23 protein-coding genes are annotated in these 25,220 nt (G+C 73.6%); 17 read left to right on the forward strand and 6 right to left on the reverse strand.

Annotated features, from left to right (window positions below):
• Window positions 1-34 precede the first annotated feature (34 nt).
• Window positions 35-550, forward strand: a complete 516-nt coding sequence (gene nrdR, locus ACWAT2_RS10050) for a transcriptional regulator NrdR (protein ID WP_402375267.1) — start codon at window positions 35-37, stop codon at window positions 548-550.
• A 47-nt stretch (window positions 551-597) separates the two neighbouring features.
• Window positions 598-780 carry a DUF5302 domain-containing protein gene (locus ACWAT2_RS10055; protein ID WP_402375265.1) on the forward strand — a complete coding sequence of 61 codons (183 nt, stop codon included), beginning with the start codon at window positions 598-600 and terminating at the stop codon, window positions 778-780.
• A 66-nt stretch (window positions 781-846) separates the two neighbouring features.
• Here the strand turns inward: ACWAT2_RS10055 and serA are convergent, their stop codons facing one another.
• A complete protein-coding gene (gene serA / locus ACWAT2_RS10060; protein WP_402375263.1) occupies window positions 847-2,085 on the reverse strand; it encodes a phosphoglycerate dehydrogenase in 1,239 nt (412 codons plus the stop codon).
• 42 nt (window positions 2,086-2,127) lie between these two features.
• A complete protein-coding gene (locus tag ACWAT2_RS10065; protein ID WP_402375261.1) occupies window positions 2,128-4,389 on the reverse strand; it encodes a HelD family protein in 2,262 nt (753 codons plus the stop codon).
• A gap of 142 nt (window positions 4,390-4,531) precedes the next feature.
• On the opposite strand from ACWAT2_RS10065, the gene ACWAT2_RS10070 reads away from it, so the two are divergent.
• From ACWAT2_RS10070 to ACWAT2_RS10090, 5 genes are all read left to right on the forward strand, one after another.
• Window positions 4,532-5,848, forward strand: a complete 1,317-nt coding sequence (locus ACWAT2_RS10070) for a PP2C family protein-serine/threonine phosphatase (protein WP_402375259.1) — start codon at window positions 4,532-4,534, stop codon at window positions 5,846-5,848.
• Complete coding sequence (locus tag ACWAT2_RS10075; RefSeq protein ID WP_402375257.1) at window positions 5,845-7,008, forward strand: sensor histidine kinase; 1,164 nt, start codon at window positions 5,845-5,847, stop codon at window positions 7,006-7,008. Before ACWAT2_RS10070 ends, ACWAT2_RS10075 begins: the two co-directional genes overlap by 4 nt.
• A 9-nt stretch (window positions 7,009-7,017) precedes the next feature.
• On the forward strand, window positions 7,018-7,458 hold the full coding sequence (locus tag ACWAT2_RS10080) for a response regulator (protein ID WP_402375255.1): 441 nt from the start codon (window positions 7,018-7,020) through the stop codon (window positions 7,456-7,458).
• 80 nt (window positions 7,459-7,538) lie between these two features.
• Window positions 7,539-8,465, forward strand: a complete 927-nt coding sequence (locus ACWAT2_RS10085) for a PAC2 family protein (RefSeq protein WP_402375253.1) — start codon at window positions 7,539-7,541, stop codon at window positions 8,463-8,465.
• 178 nt (window positions 8,466-8,643) lie between these two features.
• A complete protein-coding gene (locus ACWAT2_RS10090) occupies window positions 8,644-8,847 on the forward strand; it encodes a cold-shock protein (RefSeq protein ID WP_402375251.1) in 204 nt (67 codons plus the stop codon).
• A 57-nt stretch (window positions 8,848-8,904) separates the two neighbouring features.
• Here ACWAT2_RS10090 and ACWAT2_RS10095 read toward each other — a convergent pair whose 3' ends face one another.
• Entirely contained in the window at window positions 8,905-9,717 is an 813-nt protein-coding gene (locus tag ACWAT2_RS10095) for a spermidine synthase (protein WP_402375249.1), read from the reverse strand.
• A 169-nt stretch (window positions 9,718-9,886) separates the two neighbouring features.
• Between ACWAT2_RS10095 and ACWAT2_RS10100 the strand changes: the two genes are divergently transcribed.
• From ACWAT2_RS10100 to ACWAT2_RS10110, 3 genes are read left to right on the forward strand one after another with little or no spacing between them, the layout of a single operon-like run.
• Window positions 9,887-10,321: an SAV_6107 family HEPN domain-containing protein gene (locus ACWAT2_RS10100; RefSeq protein WP_402375247.1), complete on the forward strand. Its 435-nt coding sequence runs from the start codon at window positions 9,887-9,889 to the stop codon at window positions 10,319-10,321.
• On the forward strand, window positions 10,318-11,565 hold the full coding sequence (gene dinB, locus ACWAT2_RS10105) for a DNA polymerase IV (protein WP_402375245.1): 1,248 nt from the start codon (window positions 10,318-10,320) through the stop codon (window positions 11,563-11,565). The genes ACWAT2_RS10100 and dinB overlap by 4 nt, the downstream gene beginning before the upstream one ends.
• A gap of 38 nt (window positions 11,566-11,603) precedes the next feature.
• Complete coding sequence (locus ACWAT2_RS10110; RefSeq protein WP_402375243.1) at window positions 11,604-12,029, forward strand: DUF3040 domain-containing protein; 426 nt, start codon at window positions 11,604-11,606, stop codon at window positions 12,027-12,029.
• A gap of 108 nt (window positions 12,030-12,137) precedes the next feature.
• On the opposite strand, the gene ACWAT2_RS10115 is transcribed toward ACWAT2_RS10110, so the two are convergent.
• From ACWAT2_RS10115 to ACWAT2_RS10125, 3 genes are read right to left on the reverse strand one after another with little or no spacing between them, the layout of a single operon-like run.
• Window positions 12,138-14,450, reverse strand: coding sequence for a transglutaminase TgpA family protein (locus ACWAT2_RS10115; RefSeq protein ID WP_480048895.1), 2,313 nt, complete (start codon window positions 14,448-14,450; stop codon window positions 12,138-12,140).
• Window positions 14,420-15,748, reverse strand: a complete 1,329-nt coding sequence (locus tag ACWAT2_RS10120; protein ID WP_402375239.1) for a DUF58 domain-containing protein — start codon at window positions 15,746-15,748, stop codon at window positions 14,420-14,422. Before ACWAT2_RS10120 ends, ACWAT2_RS10115 begins: the two co-directional genes overlap by 31 nt.
• Window position 15,749: 1 nt before the next feature.
• Window positions 15,750-16,763, reverse strand: a complete 1,014-nt coding sequence (locus ACWAT2_RS10125) for an AAA family ATPase (protein ID WP_402375548.1) — start codon at window positions 16,761-16,763, stop codon at window positions 15,750-15,752.
• A 326-nt stretch (window positions 16,764-17,089) separates the two neighbouring features.
• Here ACWAT2_RS10125 and mraZ point away from each other — a divergent pair, with 326 nt between their 5' ends.
• The 7 genes from mraZ (at window position 17,090) to mraY (ending at window position 25,219) form a co-directional block, all read left to right on the forward strand.
• Window positions 17,090-17,563: a division/cell wall cluster transcriptional repressor MraZ gene (gene mraZ / locus ACWAT2_RS10130; RefSeq protein WP_402375237.1), complete on the forward strand. Its 474-nt coding sequence runs from the start codon at window positions 17,090-17,092 to the stop codon at window positions 17,561-17,563.
• A gap of 153 nt (window positions 17,564-17,716) precedes the next feature.
• The gene (rsmH, locus tag ACWAT2_RS10135) at window positions 17,717-18,745 is read left to right on the forward strand and encodes a 16S rRNA (cytosine(1402)-N(4))-methyltransferase RsmH (RefSeq protein WP_402375235.1); all 1,029 of its coding nucleotides are present in this window, start codon (window positions 17,717-17,719) and stop codon (window positions 18,743-18,745) included.
• Complete coding sequence (gene ftsL / locus ACWAT2_RS10140; protein ID WP_402375233.1) at window positions 18,742-19,164, forward strand: cell division protein FtsL; 423 nt, start codon at window positions 18,742-18,744, stop codon at window positions 19,162-19,164. The genes rsmH and ftsL overlap by 4 nt, the downstream gene beginning before the upstream one ends.
• A gap of 59 nt (window positions 19,165-19,223) precedes the next feature.
• Entirely contained in the window at window positions 19,224-21,110 is a 1,887-nt protein-coding gene (locus tag ACWAT2_RS10145; protein ID WP_402375231.1) for a peptidoglycan D,D-transpeptidase FtsI family protein, read from the forward strand.
• 28 nt (window positions 21,111-21,138) lie between these two features.
• Entirely contained in the window at window positions 21,139-22,737 is a 1,599-nt protein-coding gene (locus tag ACWAT2_RS10150) for a UDP-N-acetylmuramoyl-L-alanyl-D-glutamate--2,6-diaminopimelate ligase (protein WP_402375230.1), read from the forward strand.
• Window positions 22,734-24,140, forward strand: coding sequence for a UDP-N-acetylmuramoyl-tripeptide--D-alanyl-D-alanine ligase (locus ACWAT2_RS10155; RefSeq protein ID WP_402375228.1), 1,407 nt, complete (start codon window positions 22,734-22,736; stop codon window positions 24,138-24,140). Before ACWAT2_RS10150 ends, ACWAT2_RS10155 begins: the two co-directional genes overlap by 4 nt.
• On the forward strand, window positions 24,137-25,219 hold the full coding sequence (gene mraY, locus ACWAT2_RS10160) for a phospho-N-acetylmuramoyl-pentapeptide-transferase (protein ID WP_402375226.1): 1,083 nt from the start codon (window positions 24,137-24,139) through the stop codon (window positions 25,217-25,219). Before ACWAT2_RS10155 ends, mraY begins: the two co-directional genes overlap by 4 nt.
• The last annotated feature ends 1 nt before the right edge of the window (window position 25,220 follow it).

The raw sequence follows: 25,220 nt of genomic DNA on the forward strand, positions 1-25,220 counted from the left end.
GGCACGGGCCCGGCCCGACCGCAGGAGACTCCGGATGCACTGCCCGTTCTGCCGACACGCCGACTCGCGCGTGGTCGACTCTCGTACCGCCGACGACGGATCGTCGATCCGACGCCGCCGCCAGTGCCCGAACTGCCAGCGCCGTTTCACCACGATCGAGACCGCGAGCCTCTCCGTCGTCAAACGTTCGGGCGCGACCGAACCGTTCAGCCGTGACAAGGTCGTCGCCGGGGTGCGCAAGGCGTGCCAGGGTCGGCCGGTGAGCGCCGACGACCTGGCGCTCCTGGCGCAGCGGGTCGAGGAGACGCTGCGTGGCTCGGGTAGCGCGGAGATCGACGCCTACGAGATCGGCCTGGCCATCCTGGGTCCCCTCCGGGAGCTCGACGAGGTCGCCTACCTGCGTTTCGCCTCGGTCTACCAGGCGTTCGACTCGCTCGACGACTTCGACGCAGCGATCACATCCCTGCGCGCGGAACGGGCCGAGCGCGAGACGGCCGCGGGTACGGCGCCCGGCGGCTCGGTGGAGGAGGCTCCCACCGCGTCCACGTGATCGGAAAAGCCCTCGCGCCCGCGGGCCGAGGGGCGCATGCTGGGCCTATGACAGACGACAAGAGGACGACCGCCCCCGGCGACGAGGCCAAGGCACGGTTCAAGGAGGCCCTCGACAAGAAGAACGCCGCGCGCCACCGCACGTCCGACTCCGAGCGGAACACCGGATCCGTGCACGGCTCGGAGACCGCCGGTCCCGTGCAGCCGATGTTCCGGCGCAAGTCGGGCTGACGGACCTGACGACGAAGGGCCCGCACCATGGTGCGAGCCCTTCGTGCTCCGGTGCGGCGTGAGTGGTCAGCCGGCGGCGGGCCCCGGCGGGAACTCCGGGCGCTCGAACGCGTCGCGGATCCGCAGCCGCACCGTGGTGTCCATCGCCATGAGCTTCTTCGAGGCCCCACGCTGCGTGACGTCGGAGATGTCGGTGACCACGTAGCCGAGGTCCCCCCGCGTGGCGAGCATCTGGGCCTCGATGTTGGCACCGTGGTCGGCGAAGACCTGGTTGACGGCAGCGAGCACGCCCGGCACGTTGCGGTGGAGCAGTGCGATCCGCCCGACCCCGGTGTGCTCGAGCTGCAGGTTCGGCAGGTTCACCGAGAGCGTCGTCGAGGCGGTCAAGAAGTACTCGCGCAGCTTCTTCGCGACGAAGTGACCGATCGACTCCTGCGCCTCGAGGGTCGAGCCGCCGACGTGCGGGGTGAGGATGACGTTGTCGAGGCCGCGCAACGGCGACTCGAAGTGGTCGCCGCGCTTCTTCGGCTCGGTCGGGAAGACGTCGACGGCCGCACCGGAGAGGTGGCCCGAGAGGATGTGCTCACGCAGGGACTCGACGTCGACGACGAAGCCGCGCGAGAGGTTGAGGAAGATCGCCCCCGGCTTCATCCGCGCGAACATGTCACCGGTGAACATCCCGGCGTTCCCGGGGCGCCCGTCCACGTGGATCGTCACCGCGTCGGCGACCTCCAGGAGCTCGCCCAGCGTCTCCACGCGGTGGGCGTTGCCGAGCGCGAGCTTCTCGGCAGCGTCGTAGAAGACGACCTTCATGCCCAGGTTCTCGGCCAGCACCGAGAGCTGGGAGCCGATGTTCCCGTACCCGATGATGCCGAGCGTGCGGCCGCGCACCTCGTGCGAGCCCTCGGCCGTCTTGTCCCAGACGCCGTCGTGCAGCGCCTTGTCCCGCACGGTGAGCCGCCGGGTCAGGGCGATGATCTCCGAGACCGCCAGCTCGACGACCGAGCGGGTGTTCGAGAACGGTGCGTTGAACACGGCGACGCCGTGCGACGACGCCGCCTCGAGGTCGATCTGATTCGTCCCGATGGAGAACGTGCCGACGGCCAGCAGGCCGGGCACGGACTCCAGGACGCGACGGGTGACCTGGGTCTTGGAGCGGATGCCGAGAATCTGGAAGTCGGCGAGCGTCTCGATCAGCTCGGCCTCGTCGAGCGCGCCGGAGCGCGTCTCGACCTCGATCCCCGCATCGCGGAGGATCTCGACAGCAGCGGGATGGACGTTCTCAAGGAGTAGGGCGCGCAGCACGGACCTATGGTGCGCCTCCGCGACGCGACCCACAAACCCGTCTCACCCTTCGTCCACCAGGCCGTCGGGAAGGTCTCGGGCGTGCAGCACGACGAGCTGCTGCGTCGTCCGCGTCATGGCCACGTACAGGTCGCCCCAGCGACCCGGGCCGGACGCGACGTCGGCCGGCTCGACCAGCACGACGGCGTCGTACTCCAGGCCCTTCGCCTCGCGGGGCGAGGTGACGACCACCTGGGCGTCCTCGGGGCGCTGGGCGGCGAGCCGTGCGGCCTCGGTGGCCCCGAGCGCGTCGGTGAGCGCCGCCGCCACCCGCTCGTCCAGGTCTCCGACGGCGTGCTGCCCGGCGATGATCGCCACCCGTCCCGACCCGTCGGCGGCGACGTGCTCGCGGGCGAGGTCGGCCGCCCGGGCGGCGGCGGCCGCGACCGGGTCGCCGACCCGGTCGACCTGGAGGGCACCGGGCACGTCGCGGGCAGCGGTCAGCGGCGAGACCGGGAGCCCGGCCGCCGTCGCCATGCGCTGGGCGGCGTCGGCCACGGCCGCGGGGGTCCGGTAGCTGACGGTCAGCTCGCTCAGCCGCCAGCCGTCACGCAGCACGGGATCGAGCGCCGCGGGCCAGGAGTCCGCGCCGGCCGCGGACGACGTCTGGGCGACGTCACCGACGATCGTCAACGACCGGGACGGGACCCGGCGCACGATCGCGTGCCACGCCATCGGGCTCAGCTCCTGCGCCTCGTCGACCACGACGTGGCCGTAGGTCCAGGAGCGGTCCGCCGCGGCGCGCTCGGCGGTGGTCAGCACCGGACCGGTCTCGGTGAACCGGGCAGCCAGGGTCTCGGCGTCGACGAGCCCGCCGCCGGCCCCGGTGGACTCGAGCACCGAGCGTGCATACTCCAGCTCGGAGGCGCGCTGCGCCTCGGCGGCGCGGGCCTCGGCCCTGGCCAGCGAGTCGTCGACCCCGAGGAGCTCGGCCGCCTCGTCCAGGAGCGGGACGTCGGACTCCGTCCACGGCGCGTCGGGCGATCGGCGCAGCAGCCCGCGCTCGGGAGCGCTGAGCTCGGGGGCGGCCTCGGCCAGCCGGTGGGGCTTGGACCACAGGTCGGCGACGAGCTTCTCGGGCGTGAGCGGGAACCAGGCGAGGTTGAGGGCGACCCGCACGTCGCGGTCCGCCCGGAGGTCCTCGTTCAGCACCGCGACGTCGTGGTCGGACAGCTCGGAGTCGGTGCGCACGCGGTACTGGTCGACGAGCCGCGCGAGCATCTCGCGCACGAACGTGGCCCGCGCCTCGTTGTGCGGCTTGTGGGTCCGGCGGGCGCGGCCGATCGCGTCGCGGACGTCGCGCCGCCTGACCTCGAGGTCGACGCCGTCGACCCGCACCGGCACGTCCCGGGCCGGGATCCGTTCGCGGGCTCGCACGGCACGCCGGATCGCCGCGCGCCACAGGAGCCGGCCCTTGACCTCGGCGACCCGGCCCTCGTCGACGGCGTCGGCACGCAGCCCGGGCAGGAGCTCGGCGATGGTCGTCGAGACGACGCCGGTCTCGCCCAGCGAAGGGAGCACCTGGTCGATGTAGCGCAGGAAGGCGCGGCTCGGGCCGACCAGGAGCACGCCCGAGCGCTCCAGGACCCGCCGGTGCGCGTAGAGCAGGTACGCGGCGCGGTGCAGCGCCACGGCCGTCTTGCCGGTGCCGGGCCCGCCCTGGACGACGAGGGCGCCGCCGAGGTCGTCGCGGACGATGCGGTCCTGCTCACCCTGGATCGTGGCGACGATGTCCGCCATGCGACCGGTCCGTCGGCTGGCGAGCGACGCCAGCAGCGCGCCCTCCCCGGAGAGCGAGGACACGTCGAGGCCGTCCGCGACGGCGTCGAGGTCGAGCACCTCGTCCTCGTACCCCGTGACGGTCCGGCCCGCGGTGACCACGTGACGACGACGGCGCACCCCGTCGGGGTGCATCGCCGTCGCCCGGTAGAAGGCCTGGGCGGCGGGTGCGCGCCAGTCGGTGAGCAGCGTCCGGTGCTCCTCGTCGGTGAGGCCCAGCCGTCCCACGTAGCGCACCTCGTCGTCGTCGAGGTCGAGCCGCCCGAAGGCGAGCCGGTCCTCGACGGCGTCGAGCTGGGCCGCACGGTCGGCGTACAGCGTCGCGAACGCGTCGCGCTCGCTCCGGTTCTGGGGCGAGCCCGACGGCCCCACCCGGCGGACGTCCGCCAGCCGCTCGCGCGTGGTGGCGCGCAGCGCGTCCAGGCGGTCGTACAGGCGGGTCACGACCGCCTGCTCGCGCGCCAGCTCCTCGTGCCTGCCCGCCACACGTCCTCCCGATGCTGCTCGATCTGCGGCCGACCATCATTCCATGCGTCGCGGCACGAGCGCGCCGCCCGCTGCCGGGCGCCGACGACGCGCCGGGTCGTGGGCGATGACGCGGCGGGTGCGACGGCATAGGATCGCGGTCATGATCAGCGGCGACGGGGGACGCGCCGGGTCCGAGGACGGAGAGTCGGCGGAGCCGGCCGTGGTGCTGCTCGTCGAGGACGACGACGGCGACGCACTGCTGGTGACCGAGCTGCTCGCCGACGCCGAGATCGCGATCGAGGTGCGCCGTGCGACGTCGGTGGCCCAGGCGGCCGAAGAGCTCGCCCAGACCGCCGTGGACTGCCTGGTCGTGGACCTGGGGCTGCCGGACGCGGTCGGTCTCGCCGCGGTCGAACGTCTGCGTCGCTCGACCGAACGTCACTCGGTGCCGCCGGCCCTCGTCGTGCTGACGGGGCACGCCGGCATCGACCAGGGCGTGCGAGCCGTCGCGGCGGGCGCGGACGACTACCTCGTCAAGGGCGAGACCGGCCCCGACCTCCTGGCGCGCTCGTTGCGGTACGCGCTCCAGCGCCGGCGGTCGGCCGCGCAGCAGCGGGCCCTGTACCGCAGCGAGGTACGCGCCGCGGAGACGGCACGGCTCGAACGTGCGCTGCTGCCGAAGCCGCTGGTCGAGGACGTCGCCGTGTCGGTGATGGTCGGGTACCTGCCCGGGGGTAACGGGCTGCTGGGTGGCGACTTCTTCGACTCCGTCGAGATGGCCGACGGCACGGTGCTGTCGATGATCGGGGACGTGGCGGGGCACGGGCCGGACGAGGCCGCGCTCGGCGCGACCCTGCGCACGGCCTGGCGCACGCTGGTCCTGACCGGGACGCCGCCTGCCGACGTGCTCGGTCACCTGGAGCGCGTCCTGGTGACGGAGCGGTCCCAGCCGGAGATCTTCGTGACGCTCTGCCAGGTGGCCGTCGCGGCCGACCGCGGCTCGATCGACGTCTACCTCGCCGGGCACCCCGCCCCGATGCTCCTGACCGGTCCCGTCGGGGCCGTCCGCTGCGACGTGGTCGAGCCGACGTCGCGCGGTCGCGCGCTCGGCATCCCGATCGACGGTGGCTGGCGCCCGCAGCGGCTGGAGGTCGACGGTCCGTTCGCCGTGCTCATGTACACCGACGGGCTGGTCGAGGCCTCCGTCGCGGACTCCGCGGCCGGCCCGGAGCGGCGGGGTCGCCGTGGGCCTGAGCGGGTCGGCGTCGACGGGCTGCACCGGCTCGTGCAGCAGGAGCTCGACGGGTCAGGGTTCGTGGGCGTCGTCGAACGTGTCCTGCGTCGGGTGCGGGCGATCCACGGTGGTCCGCTCGTCGACGACGCGGCCATGCTCGTCGTCGGGTGGACCGGCACGCGCGAAGTGATCGGCGAGCGTTCGTCGACGCTGGCGGACTCGGCGGAATGGGCGCGCTGGTGAGCGAGCGTTCTTCGGTGCTGACGGGCCTGCGGCGGCTCCTGCGCGGGGCGGGCGTGGTGCTCCTGCTGGTCCTGGTGGTGGCGTTCGTCGCCGTCCTCGTGTCGCTGCGGCTGCTGGCGGACGGCGCCGATGCCGAGGCCATCGAGCTCGCCCGGGTGTGGAACGAGGTCGTGCTGGTCGTCGTCGGCGTGCTGGGCATCGTGGCGGTGGTCCTCGGCTGGGTGGTCTGGCAGGCGGTCCAGCGTGGGGTGACCGCGCCCATCGGGACCCTTGCCGCCGAGGTGCGCAAGGCCAGCACCGGTGAGCACGACCACGAGATCCCGCGGGTGGGTACCGGTGAGGTCGCGGCCCTGAGCCAGGACGTCGAGCACATGCGCCGCGAGCTGGTGCGCCAGGTCGCCGAGGCCCGCGAGGCGCACGTCGAGGCCAGGGACGCCCAGGACCGGCTGCAGGAGCAGGCCGGGGAGCTGGAGCGCTCGAACCGCGACCTCGAGCAGTTCGCCTACGTCGCCTCGCACGACCTGCAGGAGCCGCTGCGCAAGGTCGCGAGCTTCACGCAGCTGTTGCAGAAGCGCTACGGCGACCAGCTGGACGACCGGGCGGACCAGTACATCGCGTTCGCCGTGGACGGCGCCCACCGCATGCAACGCCTCATCCAGGACCTGCTGAGCTTCTCCCGGGTCGGCAGGACGGGGGAGGCCCCGGAGGACGTGGACCTCGAAGCGGTCCTGCGGCAGGTGCTGGCCGACCTCTCCCACCGGATCGAGGACGAGGGAGCGGAGGTCACCCACGACCCGCTGCCGGTGGTGCGGGGCGAGAAGAGCCTGTTGACGATGCTCCTGCGCAACGTCGTCGGCAACGCGCTGAAGTTCCGCCACCCCGACCGCCCGCCCCGGGTGCACCTGACCGCCGCTCGCGGCGAGGACGGAGAGGGCTGGGAGCTGGCGTGCCGCGACAACGGGATCGGCATCGACTCCCAGTACGCCGAGCGGGTGTTCGTCATCTTCCAGCGGCTGCATCCCAAGGAGGTGTACAGCGGGACCGGCATCGGGCTGGCCCTCGTCAAGCGGGTGGTCGAGCATCACGGCGGGCGGGTCTGGATCGATCCCGACGCCACGCTGGGCACGACCATCCGGTGGACCCTTGCCGGGTCCGCTTAGGGTGGCGGGATGACGGAGCAGCAGGTCGGTATCGAGGTCCTTCTGGTGGAGGACGATCCCGGCGACGTCCTCATGACGCGCGAGGCCTTCGCCGAGCACAAGGTCGCCAACCAGCTGTCGGTGGTGTCCGACGGCGTGAGCGCGATGGAGTTCCTGCGGCGTGAGGGCGAGTACGCGCAGGCCCCGCGGCCGGACCTCATCCTGCTCGACCTCAACCTGCCGCGCATGGACGGCCGGGAGGTCCTCGGGCTGGTGAAGGAGGACCCGGTGCTGAAGCACATCCCGGTCGTCGTCCTCACCACGTCGGAGGCGGAGGAGGACGTGCTGCGCTCCTACGCGCTGCACGCCAACGCGTACGTGACCAAGCCGGTCGACTTCGAGCGGTTCATCGACGTCGTGCAGCAGATCGACGAGTTCTTCGTCTCCGTGGTCCGGCTCCCGCGTCGCTGAGGTCGGGAAGATCTCGGGGGGCACGCTGGTTGTCCCGAGGGACGCTGTTGCGTCGTGGTGGTCGAGACGAGGAGGAACGGGTGCTGGACCCGCAGGGGATCTACGAGGTGGACGACGAGGCGATCGAGCGCACGTTCGGCGACGAGCCGGCGGCGAGCGGTGCGCCGGTCCTGGTGCACGCTCTGCGCGGCTTCGTCGATGCGGGGTCCGCCGGTGAGATCACCGTCGGGCACCTGCTCGAACGGTTCACGGCCACGCGACTGATCACCTTCGACGTCGACCGACTCGTGGACTATAGGTCGAGGCGTCCGGCGATGACCTTCGACGCGAACCGGTGGGCGGACTACGACGAGCCGTCGCTCGTGGTCGACCATCTGACGGACGGCGAGGGCACGGGATTCCTCCTGCTGCACGGCGTCGAGCCGGACGTGCAGTGGGAGCGCGTGGTCCGCGCGGTGCGCGAGATCGTGGAGCGGTTCGGCGTGTCCCTGACCGTCGGCGTCCACGGGATCCCGATGGGGGTCCCCCACACGCGCCCGCTGACGTTGACGGCGCACGGCACCCGCGAGGGGCTGGTCGAGGACTACACCTCGTTCTTCGGCCAGGTGCGGGTGCCCGGTTCGCTGGGCGCGCTCCTGGAGCTGCGGCTCGGGCAGACCGAGCACGACGCGCTGGGAGTGACGGTCCACGTACCGCACTACCTGGCGCAGTCCCGCTATGTACCCGCCGCCGTCGTCGCGCTGCAGCACCTGGAGAAGGCGACCGGGCTGGCGCTCGGGACGGACCGGCTCGCGGAGGCAGCGGCCGAGACGCAGGTCGAGGTCGCCGAGCTCGTGGCCGAGAACGAGGAGGTCGCCGCCGTCGTGCACCAGCTCGAGGAGCAGTACGACGCCTTCACCCGGTCGGTGGGCCGGACGAACCTCCTCGCCGAGGACGCCGCGCTCCCGACGGCCGACGAGCTCGGTGCCGAGTTCGAGAGGTTTCTCGCCCAGCGCGACGACGGCTGACCGGAGGGTCGCGACGCCGGGACCGGTACCGCGCGCATCCCGTGCGGAACGTAGTGGTCCATGCCACACTGTCGGGCGTCGCACCTGCTCACCGGCCCACGGACCGGTTCCGGCGCGGTGCGACGGCGGGTGCCCGTCCGGTGCACCCGTGCACCGGACGGAAGGTCGAAGGATCAGCATGGCGCAGGGTTCTGTGAAGTGGTTCAACTCCGAGAAGGGCTACGGGTTCATCGCCCAGGACGGCGGCGGGGCCGACGTCTTCGTCCACTACTCCGCGATCGAGACGCAGGGGTACCGAACGCTCGACGAGGCCCAGCGGGTCGAGTTCCAGATCACGCAGGGACCGAAGGGTCCGCAGGCGGAGCAGGTCGTCCCGCTCTGAGGCGGCACGTCCCGCCGCAGGCCGCCCCTCGGGTCTCGGGGAGCGGCCTGCGGCGTCTCAGGGCAGCGGCGCGGCCGACCCGACGAGGCGAGCCAGGTCGCCACCCGTGACGGTCTGCGCGGGCACGGCCAGGGATCGCAGGGCGCGCGCCAGCCGGGTGTCGGCGAGGTCGAGTCCGTCGGGCGCCGAGCCGTCGGTCTGCGGAGCGACGGCGGCGATCACGACGTTGCCGTATCGACGGCCCTTGAGCACGGCCGGCTCGGCGATCAGGGCGAGGCGTCCGTGCTCGGCGGCGCCCGGGTCGAGGGACGCCGCGAACGACGCCAGCTCGCGCCGCGTCAGCTCCAGCGGTGGCCGGTCGGCACAGTTCACCAGGAGCAGCCCGCCAGGCCGCAGGACCCGCAGCGCCGCGTCGGCGAAGCCGCGGCCCGCGAGATGTTCGGGCGTCGCGTCGCCGTCGAACGCGTCACGCACGACGACGTCGAACGACGCGGCCGGCAGGGTCGACAAGGCGTGCCCGGCGTCGTCGGCCCGGAGCCGCAGCCGGGGCGACCGGGGCAGCGAGAACCACTCGCGCACGAGCGTCAGCAGGCGGGCGTCGACGTCGACGCCGAGCTGGCGGGAGTCGGGCCGGACGTGCTCGATCTGCCGGGGGAGGGCGCACCCTGCGGCGCCGAGGTGGAGGGCGCGCACGGGCCCCGGGTCGAGCAGGTCGACGACGGCGGCCATCTGCTGGAGGTACTCGAAGGCGAGGAAGCCCGGGTCGTCGAGGTCGAGGCAGGAGCTCGGCACGCCGTTGACGTGCAACGTCACCCGCCCGGCGTGGTCGGGGTCGGGTTCGAGGTGCGCCGTCCCGGTGTCGATCGGCACCGGGCCCGAGGGGAGTGTCGGTGCCTCGCGCGATGATCGGTCCGGACGGGTGGTGCGGGAGCGTCGAGCCATGGGGACAGTCTCTCGTGCGACACGCCTTGACAGGATCGAACAGACGTTCGAAGATGCGAGGGCGGGGCGGTCCCGCCGAGGGGTCAGGAGGTGTGCGATGACAGCACGAGGCGGTGCACCCGTGCCCGACCGGGTGGACAGGCTCCTGGCGCGCGCCGACGCGGAGCTGGCCGCCGCGGTCGCTGCCACCGCAGCCGCGGAGCGCTTCGTCCACGCCCACCTGGCGGCCTTGCGCTCTGCCGCCGCGGTCGTGGCGCTCCACGGGGACGCGCCCCGGGGGCGCGCGAGGGCGGTGTGGGACCTGCTGACCCGGGTGGAGCCCGAGCTGGCGGCGTGGAGCGTGTACTTCGCGTCCGGTGCGCGTCTGCGGGCAGCTGTGGACGCCGGGCACGGCGAGGACGTCACGCCGGCCCGCGCGGACGAGCTGCTCGCGTGCGCCGAGGACTTCCGGGACGAGGTGGGTCTCCGGCTCGACCCGGACGCCGGCTTCTCCCTGCGGGCTGCACGCGGTGCCGTGACGGCGGCATCGTGAGCCGCGGTCCGCGCTCCACGGACGTGCGGCGCGACTGGGGGGACGACGAGGAGGGCTCGTCGATCCTGCACGTCGACATGGACGCGTTCTTCGCATCGGTCGAGCTCGCGCGGCGGCCGGAGCTGCGGGGGCTGCCCGTCATCGTCGGCGGCCGGGAGCGGGGCGTCGTGCTCGCGGCCACCTACGAGGCGCGTGCCTACGGCATCCGGTCGGCGATGTCGATGGCCCACGCGCTGCGTCGGTGCCCGCAGGCCGTCGTGGTGCCGCCGGACCATCGCCGCTACCGGGACGTGTCCCGCTCGGTGATGGCGATGCTGGGCGACGTGACGGCGGTCGTCGAGCAGGTCTCGGTCGACGAGGCGTTCCTCGACGTGGCCGGCGCACGGCGTCGTCTCGGCAGGCCCACCGCCATCGGCGCGGCGCTGCGCGAGCAGGTGCGCGCGGAGCACGGCATCACCTGCTCGGTCGGCATCGGCCGCAACAAGCTCGTCGCCAAGCTGGCCTCGACGCACGCCAAGCCCGACGGCCTGCTCCTGGTGCCCGCGGCCGCGACCGAGCGGTTCCTGCGCGAGCTCCCGGTCGGCGCGCTGTGGGGCGTGGGGGAGAAGACGGAGCAGGTCCTGGCCCGCTGGGGCATCAGCACGGTCGCCCAGCTCGCCGACACCGACGTCGCGGTGCTGCAGGCCGCCGTCGGCCGGGTCTCGGGGGCGCACCTGCACGACCTCGCCTGGGGGCGGGACCCGCGCCCCGTGGTCGCGGGACGCGCCGAACGGAGCATCGGTGCCGAGTCCACGTTCGGCCGGGACCTGCACGACCTCGCCGAGGTGGCGCGGCGGCTCCGCGAGCTCAGCGACCGGGTGGCGGGCCGGATGCGCCACCAGGGAGTGGTGGCGCGGACCGTCGCCCTCAAGGTGCGCACCAGCGACTTCCGGACCATGTCACGGTCCCGCACGCTCGAGGTACCGACGGACGTGGCGCAGGACGTGTACACGGTGGCTCGCGGGCTGCTCGCGGCGGTCGACCTCGAAGGGCTGCCGGTCCGTCTCGTCGGGGTGCGGGGTGAGAATCTCCGCGCCCGGGCAGAGCTCACGTCTCAGCCGTCGCTGTTCGACGACGACTCGCAGCTCGGGGCGCGACGCGACGCGGAGCTGGCGGTGGACGCCGTGCGAGAGAGGTTCGGCTCGGCCGCCATCGCCCTCGGGGCGTCGCCGACTACCGTCCAGCGCCCGGCAGGCATATCCTAGGGGCAGGCCACGAAACTACAGCGAGATCGGGGGGCCCGATGCCTCTGTCAGAGTACGAGCAGCGCGTCCTGGAGCAGATGGAGCGCGCGCTCGAGAGCGATGACCCCCGGCTGGCCACGACGCTCCAGCGTTCGCGCCATCGTTCACCGCTGCGGTACGTCCTCGCAGGGCTGTGCGTGGTGCTGGGCCTGGTGCTCCTGGTGATCGGGGTCGCATCGTCGTTGACCCTGCTGGGTGTCGCAGGATTCGTCCTGATGTTCGCGGGCGTCGTCTACGCGTTCTCGGCGCCGCGCAAGAAGGGGCCGCAGGGGGTCGTCGCTGCGGACGGCACCGTGGACCCCTCCTCTGCCGCTCACGCGGGTTCGGGCGAGCGCCGGAACCGGGCTGCGGCACCGAGCAAGGGCCCGGGCTTCCTGGCTCGCCTCGAAGAGCGCTGGGACCGCCGGCGAGACCAGGGTCGTTAGACAGGGCCGCGAGGCGCTGGGCTGACGCACCAGGCCGACGACCAGGCCGACGACCAGGCCGACGGGCTCGGCTCGGCGCGACCTACGAGGTCCGCCGGACCGGTTTGCTCACGACCTGTCGGTCAGGCGCTGGGTCACCCGCGCCGCCACCTCGGCGAGGTCCGGCTCGGTGACGTCCGGCCGGCCCGGCTCGACGTCGTCGGACGCGCCGCCGGTCATGTCGCCGCTCTGGTCTGCCGGCCCGGCGTAGCGCGCCCGTTCGACGGCCTCCGCGAGCGTGGTGAGGTCGTCGTGCACCTCCGGCACCGGCGCCCTGCCGCGCGCCCTGGTGACCGCGTCGACCACGGCCCCGGGGGCCTGTCGCGGTGTCGTGGGCGGGGGCAGCGACACCCCCTCGCGAGCCAGCGCCGCGACCACCTGCTGCCACGCCTGCTCGGCGTCGACCGGGCCTGTGTGCCGCCGTCGCCGTAGCAGCAGGAGCGCCGTCGTCCCCGCTCCCGCGAGCAGGCCCGCGGCCAGCGCCACCCAGGCCCACGCGGGCAGGGTGTCCGCGGGCTCCGGCTCGACCGCTACCGGCGGCTCGGTCGGCACCGGCTCCGTCGGCTCGCTCAGTTCAGGCTGCTCGGCGGCCGGTGGTGGCACCTCCCGCTGAGGGGCCGGGTCGGCCGGGGCGTCGATCTCGGCGGTGGTGTAGGCGGGGGCGGTCCCGGTCTGCGTCGCGGGCGTCGGTTCGAAGCGCACCCAGCCGGCACCCTCGAAGTAGAGCTCCGGCCAGGCGTGGGAGTCCTTCCCGGTCACCTGCCAGCGGGAGCCGTCGCTCGCTGCGTCGTCGACGGCCTCGCCGGGGAGGAAGCCGACCCCGAGCCGCGTGGGGATGCCCAACGTGCGAGCCATCACCGACATCGTTGTCGCGAACTGCACGCAGTACCCGGTGCGGTGCTGCAGGAAGTCCCAGACCGGGTCCCCGGTGCCGCCCCGGGGCAGCTGCGTGGAGTAGGTGAACGTGGCGGGGTCGCGCAACCACTGCTGGAGGGCGACGGCCTGCTCGTAGGCGTTGTCGGTCTCGCCGACGACCTCCACCGCAAGGGCTGCCACCTCCTGCGAGTGCTCCGTCTGCGGAACCGTGAGGTAGGCGTCCTCGGTGACGCCGGCGCCCGCGTCGCGCAGGAGCTGCGGGTCCAGGTCACGGGGACGCACGCCCATCGTGTAGACGTCGCCCACGTCGGTCCGGTCGCCGACCACCTCGTCACGCAGCGGGTCGTAGCCCCAGGTGCCGCCGGCGTCGACCCGCCGGGGCTCGATGGCGACGGGCAGCTGGTCGTCCCTCAGCGAGCCCACGGTCACCGACAGGTCCTGCCGCTCCTGCAGCCCGCCGGTGGCGAGGTCGTCCGGCCACAGCAGCTCGTCGCCGGCGAACGGCCGGCCGTCGCGCTCCTCCCCGCGCTGCCACCGCCGGCCGTCGAAGGCGGTGGCCGTGTAGGTGCGCAGCGGCCCCACGTCCTCCTCGACGCCCGTGTAGGTGAGCACCACCTCGCCCGACCGTTCGGTGAGGCTGCTCAGCACGTCGAGGTCCTCGGAGAGCTGGATGGTGTCACCCGTGGTCGTGAAGTTCTGGTACCAGGCCCCCGCGTACCCGGGCAGGCTGCTCGACGCCGCGGCCACGAGGCCGGCCGCCACCGCGACGACGAGGGCGACGGCGGTGGTGACGACGCTCCGCGCGCTCTCGGCCCGCCGCACCGCGGCCGGCGGACGTTCGGTACGCGGCCGCCGACGTTCGCCGGCCGCGACCGAGAGCAGCAGGAGCAGCGCCGCGACGACGACGACGAAGACGGCGGGAGGGACCGACCCGACGAGGACGAGCGGAGGGCACCACAGGGCGAGCAGCGGGATCCCGACTGCCGCCGGCCAGCGCAGACCTCCCGCGAGGGCGTCGCCGAGGAGCAGCACGGCGAGGGTGCCGCCAACCGTCAGCAACGTGATCGGCAGCGTTCCCGGTACGGGGGCGACCTCGGACCGGATGATCTCGCCGGCGTCCCCCAGGCGATCCACCACCCGGCCCACGGCGTCGGACCCGATGAAGAGCTGCGGCTGGGAGGTCGGAGCACCGTAGGTGGCCAGCACGTACCACGCGGCGACGGCCGCGCCGCAGAGCGTCGGGACGACGGAACCTCCCGCGGTCTCGCCGCGTCCGCGTCCGCGTGCACGCCGTTCGAGCAGGGCCCGCGTGATCCCGGTGGTGGCTGCGACCAGCGCGATGCCGACGAGTCCGGTGCGTACCCAGTCGCCCGGCAGCACGAGGGCGGTGAGCGCGAGCATGGAGGCGCCGACGGCTACCGCCACCAGGACGGTCGTGGCGATCAGCCGGGCCGTCGGGCCGGCGTACGACGGGATCATGCGACGCTCTCCGTCAGCGTCGACCACGCCCGCTCCACGGGGGTGCCGGGGGTGCACGGCGCGACGCGCCACCCGGCGGCCCGCAGGCCGTCGGCGGTCGGGCCGACGTCGTGACGCATCCCGGCGGCACGGGGGACCACGAGGAAGGCCCAGCCGACGCCGTCGGCACCGAGGGACGCGAGGGCGTGGCGCTGCGGTCCGCCGCTCCTCGGCCCGATCACGGCGACGGTGACCTCGGACCCCGTCCGGTCGGCGCGCAGCGACCGGACGGTGGTGGTGAGGGCCCGGTCGGCCTCGCTGCCGCGCAGGCCCGTGAGGTCCACGGTCGCGTCGAGCAACTGTGCGCGGCCGCTGCGGCGGCCGGCGGCGTGCTCGGTGCGTCCCGGGGTGGTCGTCGTGGCGACCAGGCGGGTCGGGTGCCCGGCCTCGAGGAACGACGTCGCCACCGAGGCGGCGAGCTCGACGGCCCATTCTCCGTCGTCGACGACGTCCCGGGCGGGCGGACGCGCTCCGGGGCGGTCGTCGGGCGGTGGGGCCAGCAGCTCGCGGTCGAGCAGCACCGTGACGGGACGCAGCCCGGCGCTCTCGTCGGCGCGGACCATCAGCCGGCCCTGGCGCGCCGAGCCGGCCCAGTGGACTCGGCGGGGGTCGTCGCCGGGGACGTACTCGCGCAGCACGGAGTCGTCGCTGGAGGCGAGGCGGGCGCCGACTGCCGCGCGGTCGACGTCTCCGAGCGCCGCGGCCCGCGCTGGCAGGGCGGTGGTCCGCGGCCAGACCGAGACGCGCGTCGCCCTGCCGAGGGGCTGGGTGGTCCGCGCCAGGCCGAAGACGTCGGTGCGGGTGGTGAGCACCGGGCCCAGCGGCCAGCGGCCGCGGCGCACGGGTGCGAGGGAGTACTGCACGTCGATGCGGTCGGGGCGGGCGCGCACGCGCGCGTGGATCCCGGACGGTCCGGCGAGCTCGTGGGCGGCCTGCTCGGACAGCCGCAGCCGGGCGAGTCTCTCGTAGGCCGCGCCGGTGCGCGCGCGGGCCCGGACGGTCAGGCGGGTGGTGGCGGGACGACCGGCGACCACGGGGTCCGGCTCGATGGCGCGCTCGACGTCGAGCGCGCCACGCCCTGCGTCGAGCCGCTGCCACCCGAGCGTGGCGCACGCGGCCGTGACCGCCAGGACCGCGGCGGCACCGAGCCCGACGACGTCGGGCAGATCGAGGACGATGCCGGTCGCCACGAGCACCGCCCCTGCCACCAGCAGCGCGCCGCCACGCCCGGTCGGTCGTACCCGGGCCAGGCGTCGGAACGCCGACCCACCTCCCTGTCCTGTCATGTCAGTGGCTCGGGTTCGCGGCCCTGCCGAGCGTCGCGCGACGCTGCGCCGCCGCGGGTGAGGTGACCCCGGCCGGGACCACGGTGCGGTCGACCACGTCGCGCACGATCTCCACCGCGCTGACGCCGGCCAGCCGTGACTCCGTGGACAGGATCAGCCGGTGCGCCAGGACCGGTACGGCGAGCGCCTGGACGTCGTCGGGCAGCACGTGCTGGCGGCCCACCATGGCCGCGTGGGCCTTGGCGACCCGGAGGAGCTGGAGGGACGCTCGCGGTGAGGCGCCGAGCCGCAGCCCGTCGTGCTCACGGGTGGCCACGACGAGGTCGATGACGTACTGCTTGACCGCGGGGGCGGCGTGCACTGCGCGGGCCCAGGCCGCGTAGCGGATCATGGCTTCCGCCGTCGTGACGGGCTCCAGGTGCGCGAACGGGTCGGTGGCCTGCTGGGAGTCGAGCATGCGCATCTCGGCGTCGTTGTCGGGGTAGCCGATCGCGAGCCGGGCCATGAAGCGGTCGCGCTGGGCCTCCGGCAGCGGGTAGGTGCCCTCCATCTCGACCGGGTTCTGCGTGGCCAGCACGAGGAACGGCCGCGGCAGGGTGTACGTGGTCCCGTCGACGGTGGTCTGGCCCTCCTCCATGCACTCGAGGAGGGCGGACTGCGTCTTGGGCGACGCACGGTTGATCTCGTCGCCGATGACCACGTTGTTGAACACCGGGCCCGGCCGGAACTCGAACTCTCCGCTCGACGAGCGGTAGATGTTGACCCCGGTGAGGTCGCTCGGCAGGAGGTCCGGGGTGAACTGCACCCGGCCGACGCGGCAGTCGATGGTCCGGGCGAGCGCCTTCGCGAGGGTGGTCTTGCCGACGCCCGGGACGTCCTCGACGAGCAGGTGACCCTCGGCCAGGAGGACGGCGACGGTCAGCCGGGCGAGGTCGGGCCGGCCCGGCACCACGGACTCGACGGACGCACGGACCCGTGCGGTGGCGGCGACCAGCTCACCGAGCCCGGCGCGCAGCGCATCGGGGCCGGTGTTGGTCTGCTGGACCGGGACAGGACCGCCGCTGACGGCGCTGGTGGCGTGGTCGGTCTGCACAGGGAGGGCCTCCGGTCGTCCGTCATGGTGCTGCGAGCAGCCTAGTCGGTCCGTGACCTGCACGTGATGTCGATCACGTGGTGGACGCCGAGGCCCTCCACCACGCTCCACCGCAGCACCGATCCGCTGACCTGCGTGGACGTTCGTCAAGTCCCGCGGATGGGTAGTTCCACCCATGTCAGACCGCGCCTGGTGGAGGAAAGTGGAGTAGCGTGGAGGGAGCGGGAGCCCGAGGGGAGGTGCGGACCGTGGCAGCAGCACTGGGGGACCAGTTCCCGGGTACGGGGCTGCTCCTCGGCACGTACACCCCTCGGCTCGACGAGAAGGGCCGGTTGATCCTCCCGGCGAAGTTCCGCGCCCGGCTCGCCGCAGGGCTCGTCATGACGCGAGGTCAGGAGCGTTGTCTGTTCCTGCTGCCGATGGACGAGTTCTCCCGCATGTACGAGCAGGTCCGGCAGGCGCCGGTCACCAGCCGGCAGGCACGCGACTACCTGCGCGTGTTCCTGTCGGGGGCGAGCGACGAGGTGCCGGACAAGCAGGGCCGCGTGGTGATACCCGCGGCGCTGCGCGAGTACGCCGGCCTCGGCCGGGACGTCGCCGTGATCGGCGCCGGTACCCGTGTCGAGGTCTGGGACGCGCAGGCGTGGGAGTCCTACCTGGCCGAGCAGGAGTCGTCGTACTCCGACGTGGCCGAGGAGATCTTCCCCGACCTGCAGTTCTGACGGCACCGGACAACAGCACAGGCACCATCGGCCCGCACGACGAGGCCTCCTCCCGCGAGGGTCTGGCGCACTTCCCCGGCGCCAGAACGACGCGGAGGGAGACCTGGTCGGGCGGGCCGCAGCGAACCGGCACGACCTCGGAGAGGGGGCAGCATGAGCACGGACGACGACGGAGCACGGCCCGCGCAGGACCGGCACGTGCCCGTGCTGCTGCAGCGCTGCGTGGACCTGCTCGCGCCGGCGCTCGCCGAGCCGGGCAGCGTGCTCGTGGACTGCACCCTCGGGATGGGCGGGCACACCGAGGCCGTCCTCGAGCAGCTCCCCGGGGTCCGCGTGCTGGGCGTCGACCGCGACAGCCAGGCCCTCGAGCTCGCGTCCGCGCGGCTGGCGCGGTTCGGCGAGCGCTTCGTGCCCGTGCACGCCGTGTACGACGAGGTCGGCGACGTCGCGGCCGACCACGCCGGCACGTCCGACGGGCTCGTCCAGGGCGTGCTGATGGATCTCGGGGTGTCGTCGCTCCAGCTCGACGAGGCCGGGCGGGGCTTCGCCTACGCCCAGGACGCGCCCCTGGACATGCGGATGGACCAGTCGCGCGGGATGACGGCGGCGGACGTGCTCAACACCTACGACGAGCGCGACCTCGCGCGGATCCTGCGGGTGTACGGCGAGGAGCGGTTCGCGCCCCGCGTCGCCCGGGCACTGGTCCGCCGGCGCGAGGAACGGCCGTGGGAGCGGACGGCGGAGCTGGCCGACGCCGTGCGTGCCGCCATCCCGGCGGCGGCACGCAAGACGGGCGGCAACCCGTCGAAGCGGACGTTCCAGGCGCTGCGCATCGAGGTGAACGGCGAGATCGAGGTGCTCGAGCGTGCAGTGCCCGCCGCGATCGAGACGCTCGCCGTCGGTGGCCGGATCGTCGTGGAGTCGTACCACTCGCTGGAGGACCGGATCGTCAAGCGGGCCATCGCCCGCGGCACCACCTCGAGTGCGCCGTCGGGGCTGCCCGTCGAGCCGGAGACGCACCGGCCCTACCTGGAGGCCCTGACCCGGGGCGCCGAGGTGGCCGACGCCGTCGAGCTCGAGCGCAACCCACGGTCGGCGTCGGTCCGCCTGCGGGCCGCGCGCCGGGTGCGTCCCACACCCGACCACCTGATCACCAGCCCGACCCGGAAGGAGCCGCGATGAGCGCCCTGCGAGCACCCGCCACGTTCCCGGAACGCCGCGGCGAGCCGACGCCGCGCCGGGCACCGCTCACCGCCGTCGAGGGCGGGGCCGGGCGCCGGCTCGACGCCGTCCGGGCGCCGCTGCAGGCGGCGTCGGGGCTGCCGTTCATGGTCCTGTGCGCCGTCGTGCTGGTCGGGGCACTGCTCTCCGCCCTGCTGCTCAACACCTCGATGGCGCGCGGATCCTACGAGATGTCGCGCCTGCAGCGTGAGGTCGGTCTCGTGGCCCAGGACGTCCAGGAGGTCCAGGCGGAGCTGCGGGAGGCCGAGTCGTCGCTGCCCCAGCAGGCCAATCGGCTGGGCATGGTCCCGGCCGAGGACATGACGATGCTCTCCGTGCTCGAGGGCGAGATCCTCGCGGGGGCCCCGGAGGGACCGTGAGCGCGACACGCCCGGCGCGGCCCCGACGATCCGGCCCGACCCGGACGCAAGATCGAGGGGTGACGAGACAACCCGCCGGCCGGAGCCGCGCGACGCGGAGCGCCGGTGCGGCCGGCCGGAAGGCCGCCACGAGCCGACGGCGGCCACCACCGTCGCCACCGGCGAAGGGGCGGACCCCTCGCCGGCGCGAGCCGGGGGACCCCGCACGCCGGCAGCGGTGGCTCATCGTCCTCGCCGCGATCGTCCTGACGGTGTTCGTCGGCAGGCTCGTGCAGGTCCAGGTGGTGCAGGGGGCGGCGCTCGCCTCCGACGCCCAGCAGGACCGGCTCGCCACGCAGGTGACGCCGGCGCACCGCGGGGACATCCTCGACCGGGACGGCACGGTCCTGGCCACGTCGGTCGACCGGTACTCGATCATCGCGGACCAGGAGTCGATCCAGAACTTCCGGGGCAACTCCCGGCACGACGCCGAGGGAGACCCGGTCCAGGACGGCGCCCTGGGCATCGCCCAGCTCCTGGGGCCCGTGCTGGGCGAGACGGAGGAGACGCTCGCCGCCAGGCTCAACGGCGAGGACCGGTACGTGAAGCTCAAGGAGGGCGTCGTGCCCGAGGTGCAGCGCGCCGTCACCGAGCTGGACCTGCGGGCGTATATCCGCACCGAGCTGAGCTCGAAGCGGACCTACCCGTCGGGCGCGGTCGCCGGGCCGATCCTGGGGTACGTGAACTCCGAGATGGACGGCCAGGGCGGGGTCGAGGCGGCGTTGGACGACGTGCTGGCCGGGACCGACGGCACGCGCACGTACGAGCGGGGGCGCGACGGTGTGCCGATCCCCGCCTCGGAGATCGAGTCCGTGGTGGCGGTGCCCGGCCAGGACGTGTGCCTGACGATCGACGCGGACGTGCAGTGGAAGGCGGAGGAGCTCCTCGACGACGCCGTCCGCGACACCGGCGCGGCGTACGCCATGGCGATCGTCCACGACCTGCGCACGGGCGAGGTCGTCGCGATGGCCGACTCGGGCGACGTCGACCCGAACGACCGCACGACCGACGCCGTCGCCGACGGCTCCCGCGCCGTGAACGTGGTCTTCGAGCCAGGTTCGACCGGCAAGGTGATCGCGATGGCCGCGGCGCTCGAGGGCGACTACTGGGAGCCCACCGACCAGTTCGAGGTGCCGGACACCTACACCGTCGACGGCGAGACCTTCAGCGACTCGCACCCGCACCCGGTCGAGCGGTGGACGCTGGCAGGGATCCTGGCGCAGTCCTCCAACACCGGCACGGTGATGATGGGCCAGGAGATCCCGTGGGCCGTGCGGTACGACTACCTGCGCAAGTTCGGCCTGGGCGAGCGGACGGCCCTGGGGCTGCCCGGCGAGAGCGCCGGGCTGCTGCCGGACGAGAACATCGACGAGATCGAGAACCGCACGCCGTACACGGTGCTCTTCGGGCAGGGCGTGGCGGTGAGCGCGATGCAGGCCACGCAGGTCTTCTCGACGATCGCCAACGACGGCGTCCGCATGCCTGCCACCGTCCTGGCGGGCACGCAGACGCCCGACGGCGTCCGTACCGACGCGGAACCGGGCGAGGGTGAGCGGGTCGTCTCGGAGCGGACGGCCGACGACGTGCTGACCATGATGGAGGCCGCGACCAGCGAGGAAGGGACCGGATCGGCCGCGCAGGTGCCTGGTTACCGGGTGGCCGGCAAGACCGGCACCTCCCAGATGTTCGAGGGCGGCGGCACCACCTACGTGGCGTCGTACATCGGCGTCGCGCCGGCGGACGACCCGCGCTACACGGTGTCCGTCTTCCTCAAGAGCCCTCGGTCGTCGATCTACGGCGGGGTGGTCGCTGCGCCGGTGTTCTCCGAGCTGATGGGCTACACGTTGCGCAAGGAGGGCGTGCCGCCCTCGACGCGTCCCGTCGACCAGTTCCCGCTGACCTGGTGACCTGTCAGCAGCAGGTAGGTTCTACCCCGTGACATCCCCGACCGATCGCATCCGTCCCACGGATCCTGTCCCGCGTCGGCTGGCCGACCTCGCCGCGGCCTTCGGGCTGACCGCCGCGTCCTCCGGACCACCCGCCGACACCGTCGTGACGGCCGTCGCCAGCGACAACCGGGCCGTGGTCCCGGGAGACCTGTTCGTCGCCCTGCCCGGTGCACGCAGCCACGGTGCGGCGTTCGCCGCGGACGCCGTGGGTCGGGGTGCGCCGGCCGTCCTGACCGATGCCGCCGGGGCCGGTCTGCTGGCCGGTCTGGACGTCCCCGTGCTGGTCGCCGCCGACGTGCGCGCCGTCCTGGGGCCCGTCGCGGCCTGGGTGCACGGCGCGCCGGCCCAGGACCTGACGACGTTCGCGGTGACGGGGACCAACGGCAAGACGACGACGACGTACCAGGTGGACCACCTGCTGCGCGCCCTCGGGCACCGTGGCGGGCTGGTCGGCACGGTCGAGACCCGCGCCGGCGACCAGGTGCTGCCGAGCAGGTTGACGACCCCGGAGGCCGCCGATCTCCAGGCGCTGCTGGCCCGGATGCGCGAGATCGGCGTCGACGCCCTGACGATGGAGGTCTCGTCGCACGCCGTGACGATGCGCCGGGTGGACGGCATCGTCTACGACGTGGCCGGCTTCACCAACTTGAGCCAGGACCACCTGGACTTCCACGGCGACCTGCCGACCTACTTCGCGGCCAAGGCCGAGCTGTTCACCCCGGCACGGTCGCGGCGCGGCGTCGTCGTCGTGGACGACGCCTGGGGCGAACGGATGGCCGCGTCGGCCGGCGTCCCGGTCGAGACGGTGCGCACCCTCCCGGCCGAGGGCGGCGCCCCCGCGGCGGACTGGACGGTCTGCGACGTCGCCCCGCACGGCACGGGGTCGGCCTTCACGCTGACGCACACCGACGGCCGCTCGCTGCGGACCTCCACGTCGCTCCCGGGCGGCTTCAACGTGGCGAACGCGGCGCTCGCCGTCGTCATGGTGCTGGCCTCCGGTGCCGCGCTGGAGGACGTCGCGACCGCACTCGACACGGCGCAGGGCCTGTCCGCCCGGGTGCCCGGCCGCATGGAGGTGGTCGGCGCCGGTGGTGCGGGGCACCCGCGCGTGGTCGTGGACTTCGCGCACAACACCGACGCGCTCGAGCTCGCGCTGGCGGCGCTGCGGCCGACGACGGCGGGCCGCCTCGTCGTGGTCTTCGGGGCCACGGGCGACCGCGACCCGGGCAAGCGGCCCGCGATGGGAGCCGCAGCCGTGGCGGGCGCCGACGTCGTCGTGCTGACGGACGACGACCCGCACGACGAGGACGCCGCGAAGATCCGCTCCGAGGTGCTCCCCGGGGCCGAGGCCGCCCGGGCGAGCGCCCGTGCGACGGGGCGCGACGTCGTCGTGCAGGAGGTCGCCCCCCGCGACGAGGCCATCCGGCGAGCCGTGCTGGAGGCAGGTCCGGACGACACCGTGCTGGTCGCCGGGCGCGGCCACGAGACCATCCAGGAGGTCCGGGGCGTCGACGTCGCCCTGGACGACCGTGTCGAGGCCCGCAGCGCCCTGCGTGCCCGTGCAGAGAGGACCCCTTCCGCATGATCGAGCTCACTGCCGCCGAGGTGGCCGACGCTACGTCCGGGACGCTGCTCGCCGAGGCCGGCGTGGCCGTGACCGGGCCCGTCGTCGTCGACTCGCGGCTGGTCGAGGCGGGGTCGCTCTTCGTCGCGGTGCCGGGGCAGAACGTCGACGGCCACGACTTCGCGGCGGCAGCCGTCGCGGCCGGTGCCGCGCTCGTGCTGGCGACCCGACCGGTCGACGGCGTCCCGTGCGTCGTCGTGGGGGACGTCCAGGTCGCGCTCGGCGAGCTCGCCCGCGTGGTGCTGGAGCGGGTGCGCGCGGCGGCGGAGGTCCGCGTGGTGGCCGTGACGGGTTCGGTCGGCAAGACGACCACGAAGGACCTGCTCGGCCAGCTCCTCGGGCCGGACGTGGGTCCGGAGGCGATCGTGGTGCCCGCCGGTTCCTTCAACAACGAGATCGGGCTGCCCCTGACCGTGCTGCGGGTCACCACCGCCACCCGGGTGCTGGTGCTGGAGATGGGCGCCGACGCGCCGGGCGACATCACCGCACTGACCCGACTGGCCCCGCCGGACGTCGGGATCGTCCTCGCGGTCGGCACGGCACACCTGGGCCGGTTCGGCGACGTCGAGACGATCGCACGCACCAAGGGCGAGATGGTCGAGGGTGTCCGCCCGGGCGGGACGACGGTCCTCAACGTGGACGACTCGCGGGTCGCCGCGATGGCCGCCCGGGCCGCCCCGACCACCGCCGTGGTCACCTTCGGCACGATCCCGGCGTCGAGCGTCCGCGCGCGCGACGTCGTGGTCGACGGCGGACGGGCACGGTTCACGCTGACCACCGCCGACGGCTCCGCCCCGGTGACGCTGCGGCTCGTCGGCGCTCACCACGTGACCAACGCGCTCGCCGCTGCGGCGGCGGCTCTCGAGCTCGGTGTGCCCCTCGACGCGGTCGCCTCGCGGCTGTCGGAGGCCGGGCCGTTGAGCCCGCACCGCATGGCCGTCGTCGAGCGGTCGGACGGGGTGACGATCGTCGACGACTCCTACAACGCGAACCCGGACTCGATGCGGGCGGCGTTGCGTACGCTGGCCGTGATGGCGGGGCGCACCCGCCGGTCGGTCGCCGTCGTCGGTGAGATGCTCGAGCTCGGCGACGCCGCGCGCGTCGAGCACGACGCCATCGGGCGGCTCGCCGTCCGGCTCAACGTCAAGCGCCTCGTCGTCGTCGGCGAGGGGGCGTACCACGTCCACGAGGGGGCCCAGCAGGAGGGCTCCTGGGGAGAGGAGTCGGTGTTCGTGCCTGATCTGGAGGCCGCGCGGGAGGTGCTCTCCGCCGAGCTGACCGAGGGCGACGTCGTCCTCGTCAAGGCGTCGCAGGGCTCCGGCCTGTGGCGGCTCGCCGACCAGCTCGTGGAGGCAGACGCGTGATCGCGGTCCTCGCAGCCGCCGGCGTCTCGTTGCTGGTCGCGCTCCTCGGCACGCCCCTGTTCATCAAGTTCCTGGTGCGTCGCAACTACGGCCAGTTCGTCCGCCAGGACGGCCCGACGGCGCACTTCACCAAGCGCGGCACGCCCACCATGGGCGGCGTGGTCATCATCGGGGCCACGCTCCTGGGGGTGGCGGCGTCGATGATCTTCGCCGGTCGGCCACCGAGCGCCTCGGCGCTGCTGGCGCTGTACCTCATGACCGGCCTGGGGCTGGTCGGGTTCCTGGACGACTTCACCAAGATCCGCAAGCAGCGGTCGCTCGGTCTGACGGCGCGGGCCAAGATCATCGGCCAGGGGTTCGTCGGCATCTCCTTCGCGGTGCTGGCCCTGGAGTTCCCCAACGCGAACTCCCGGACGCCCGCCTCGACGCGGATCTCGTTCCTGCGCGACACCAACCTGGACCTCGCCTTCGCCGGTGCGACCGTGGGCCTGCTCCTGTTCGTGATCTGGGCGAACTTCCTCATCACGGCCTGGTCGAACGCGGTGAACCTCACCGACGGTCTCGACGGGCTGGCCACCGGGTCCTCGCTCATCGTGTTCGGTGCGTACGTGCTCGTCGGGATCTGGCAGCTCAACCAGTCGTGCCAGCGGGTCGCTGCGGCCGGACCGGGCTGCTACGAGGTCCGCGACCCGCAGGACCTCGCGATCGTCGCGGCCGCGATCATGGGCGCCTGCGTGGGCTTCCTGTGGTGGAACGCGAGCCCGGCCAAGATCTTCATGGGCGACACCGGCTCGCTGGCCCTGGGTGGCGCGCTCGCCGGGCTGTCGATCCTCAGCCGTACCGAGATCCTCGCGGCGATCATCGGCGGCCTGTTCGTCATCATCGTGATGAGCGACATCATCCAGATCGGGTCGTTCAAGCTCACCGGCAAGCGGGTCTTCAAGATGGCGCCGCTGCATCACCACTTCGAGCTGTCCGGGTGGGGCGAGGTGACGATCGTCATCCGCTTCTGGCTCATCGCCGGGTTCTTCGCCGCGCTGGGGATGGGCGTCTTCTACGCCGAGTGGGTCGTCAGTTGAC

This window comes from Isoptericola sp. GX10416 (genome assembly GCF_056590155.1).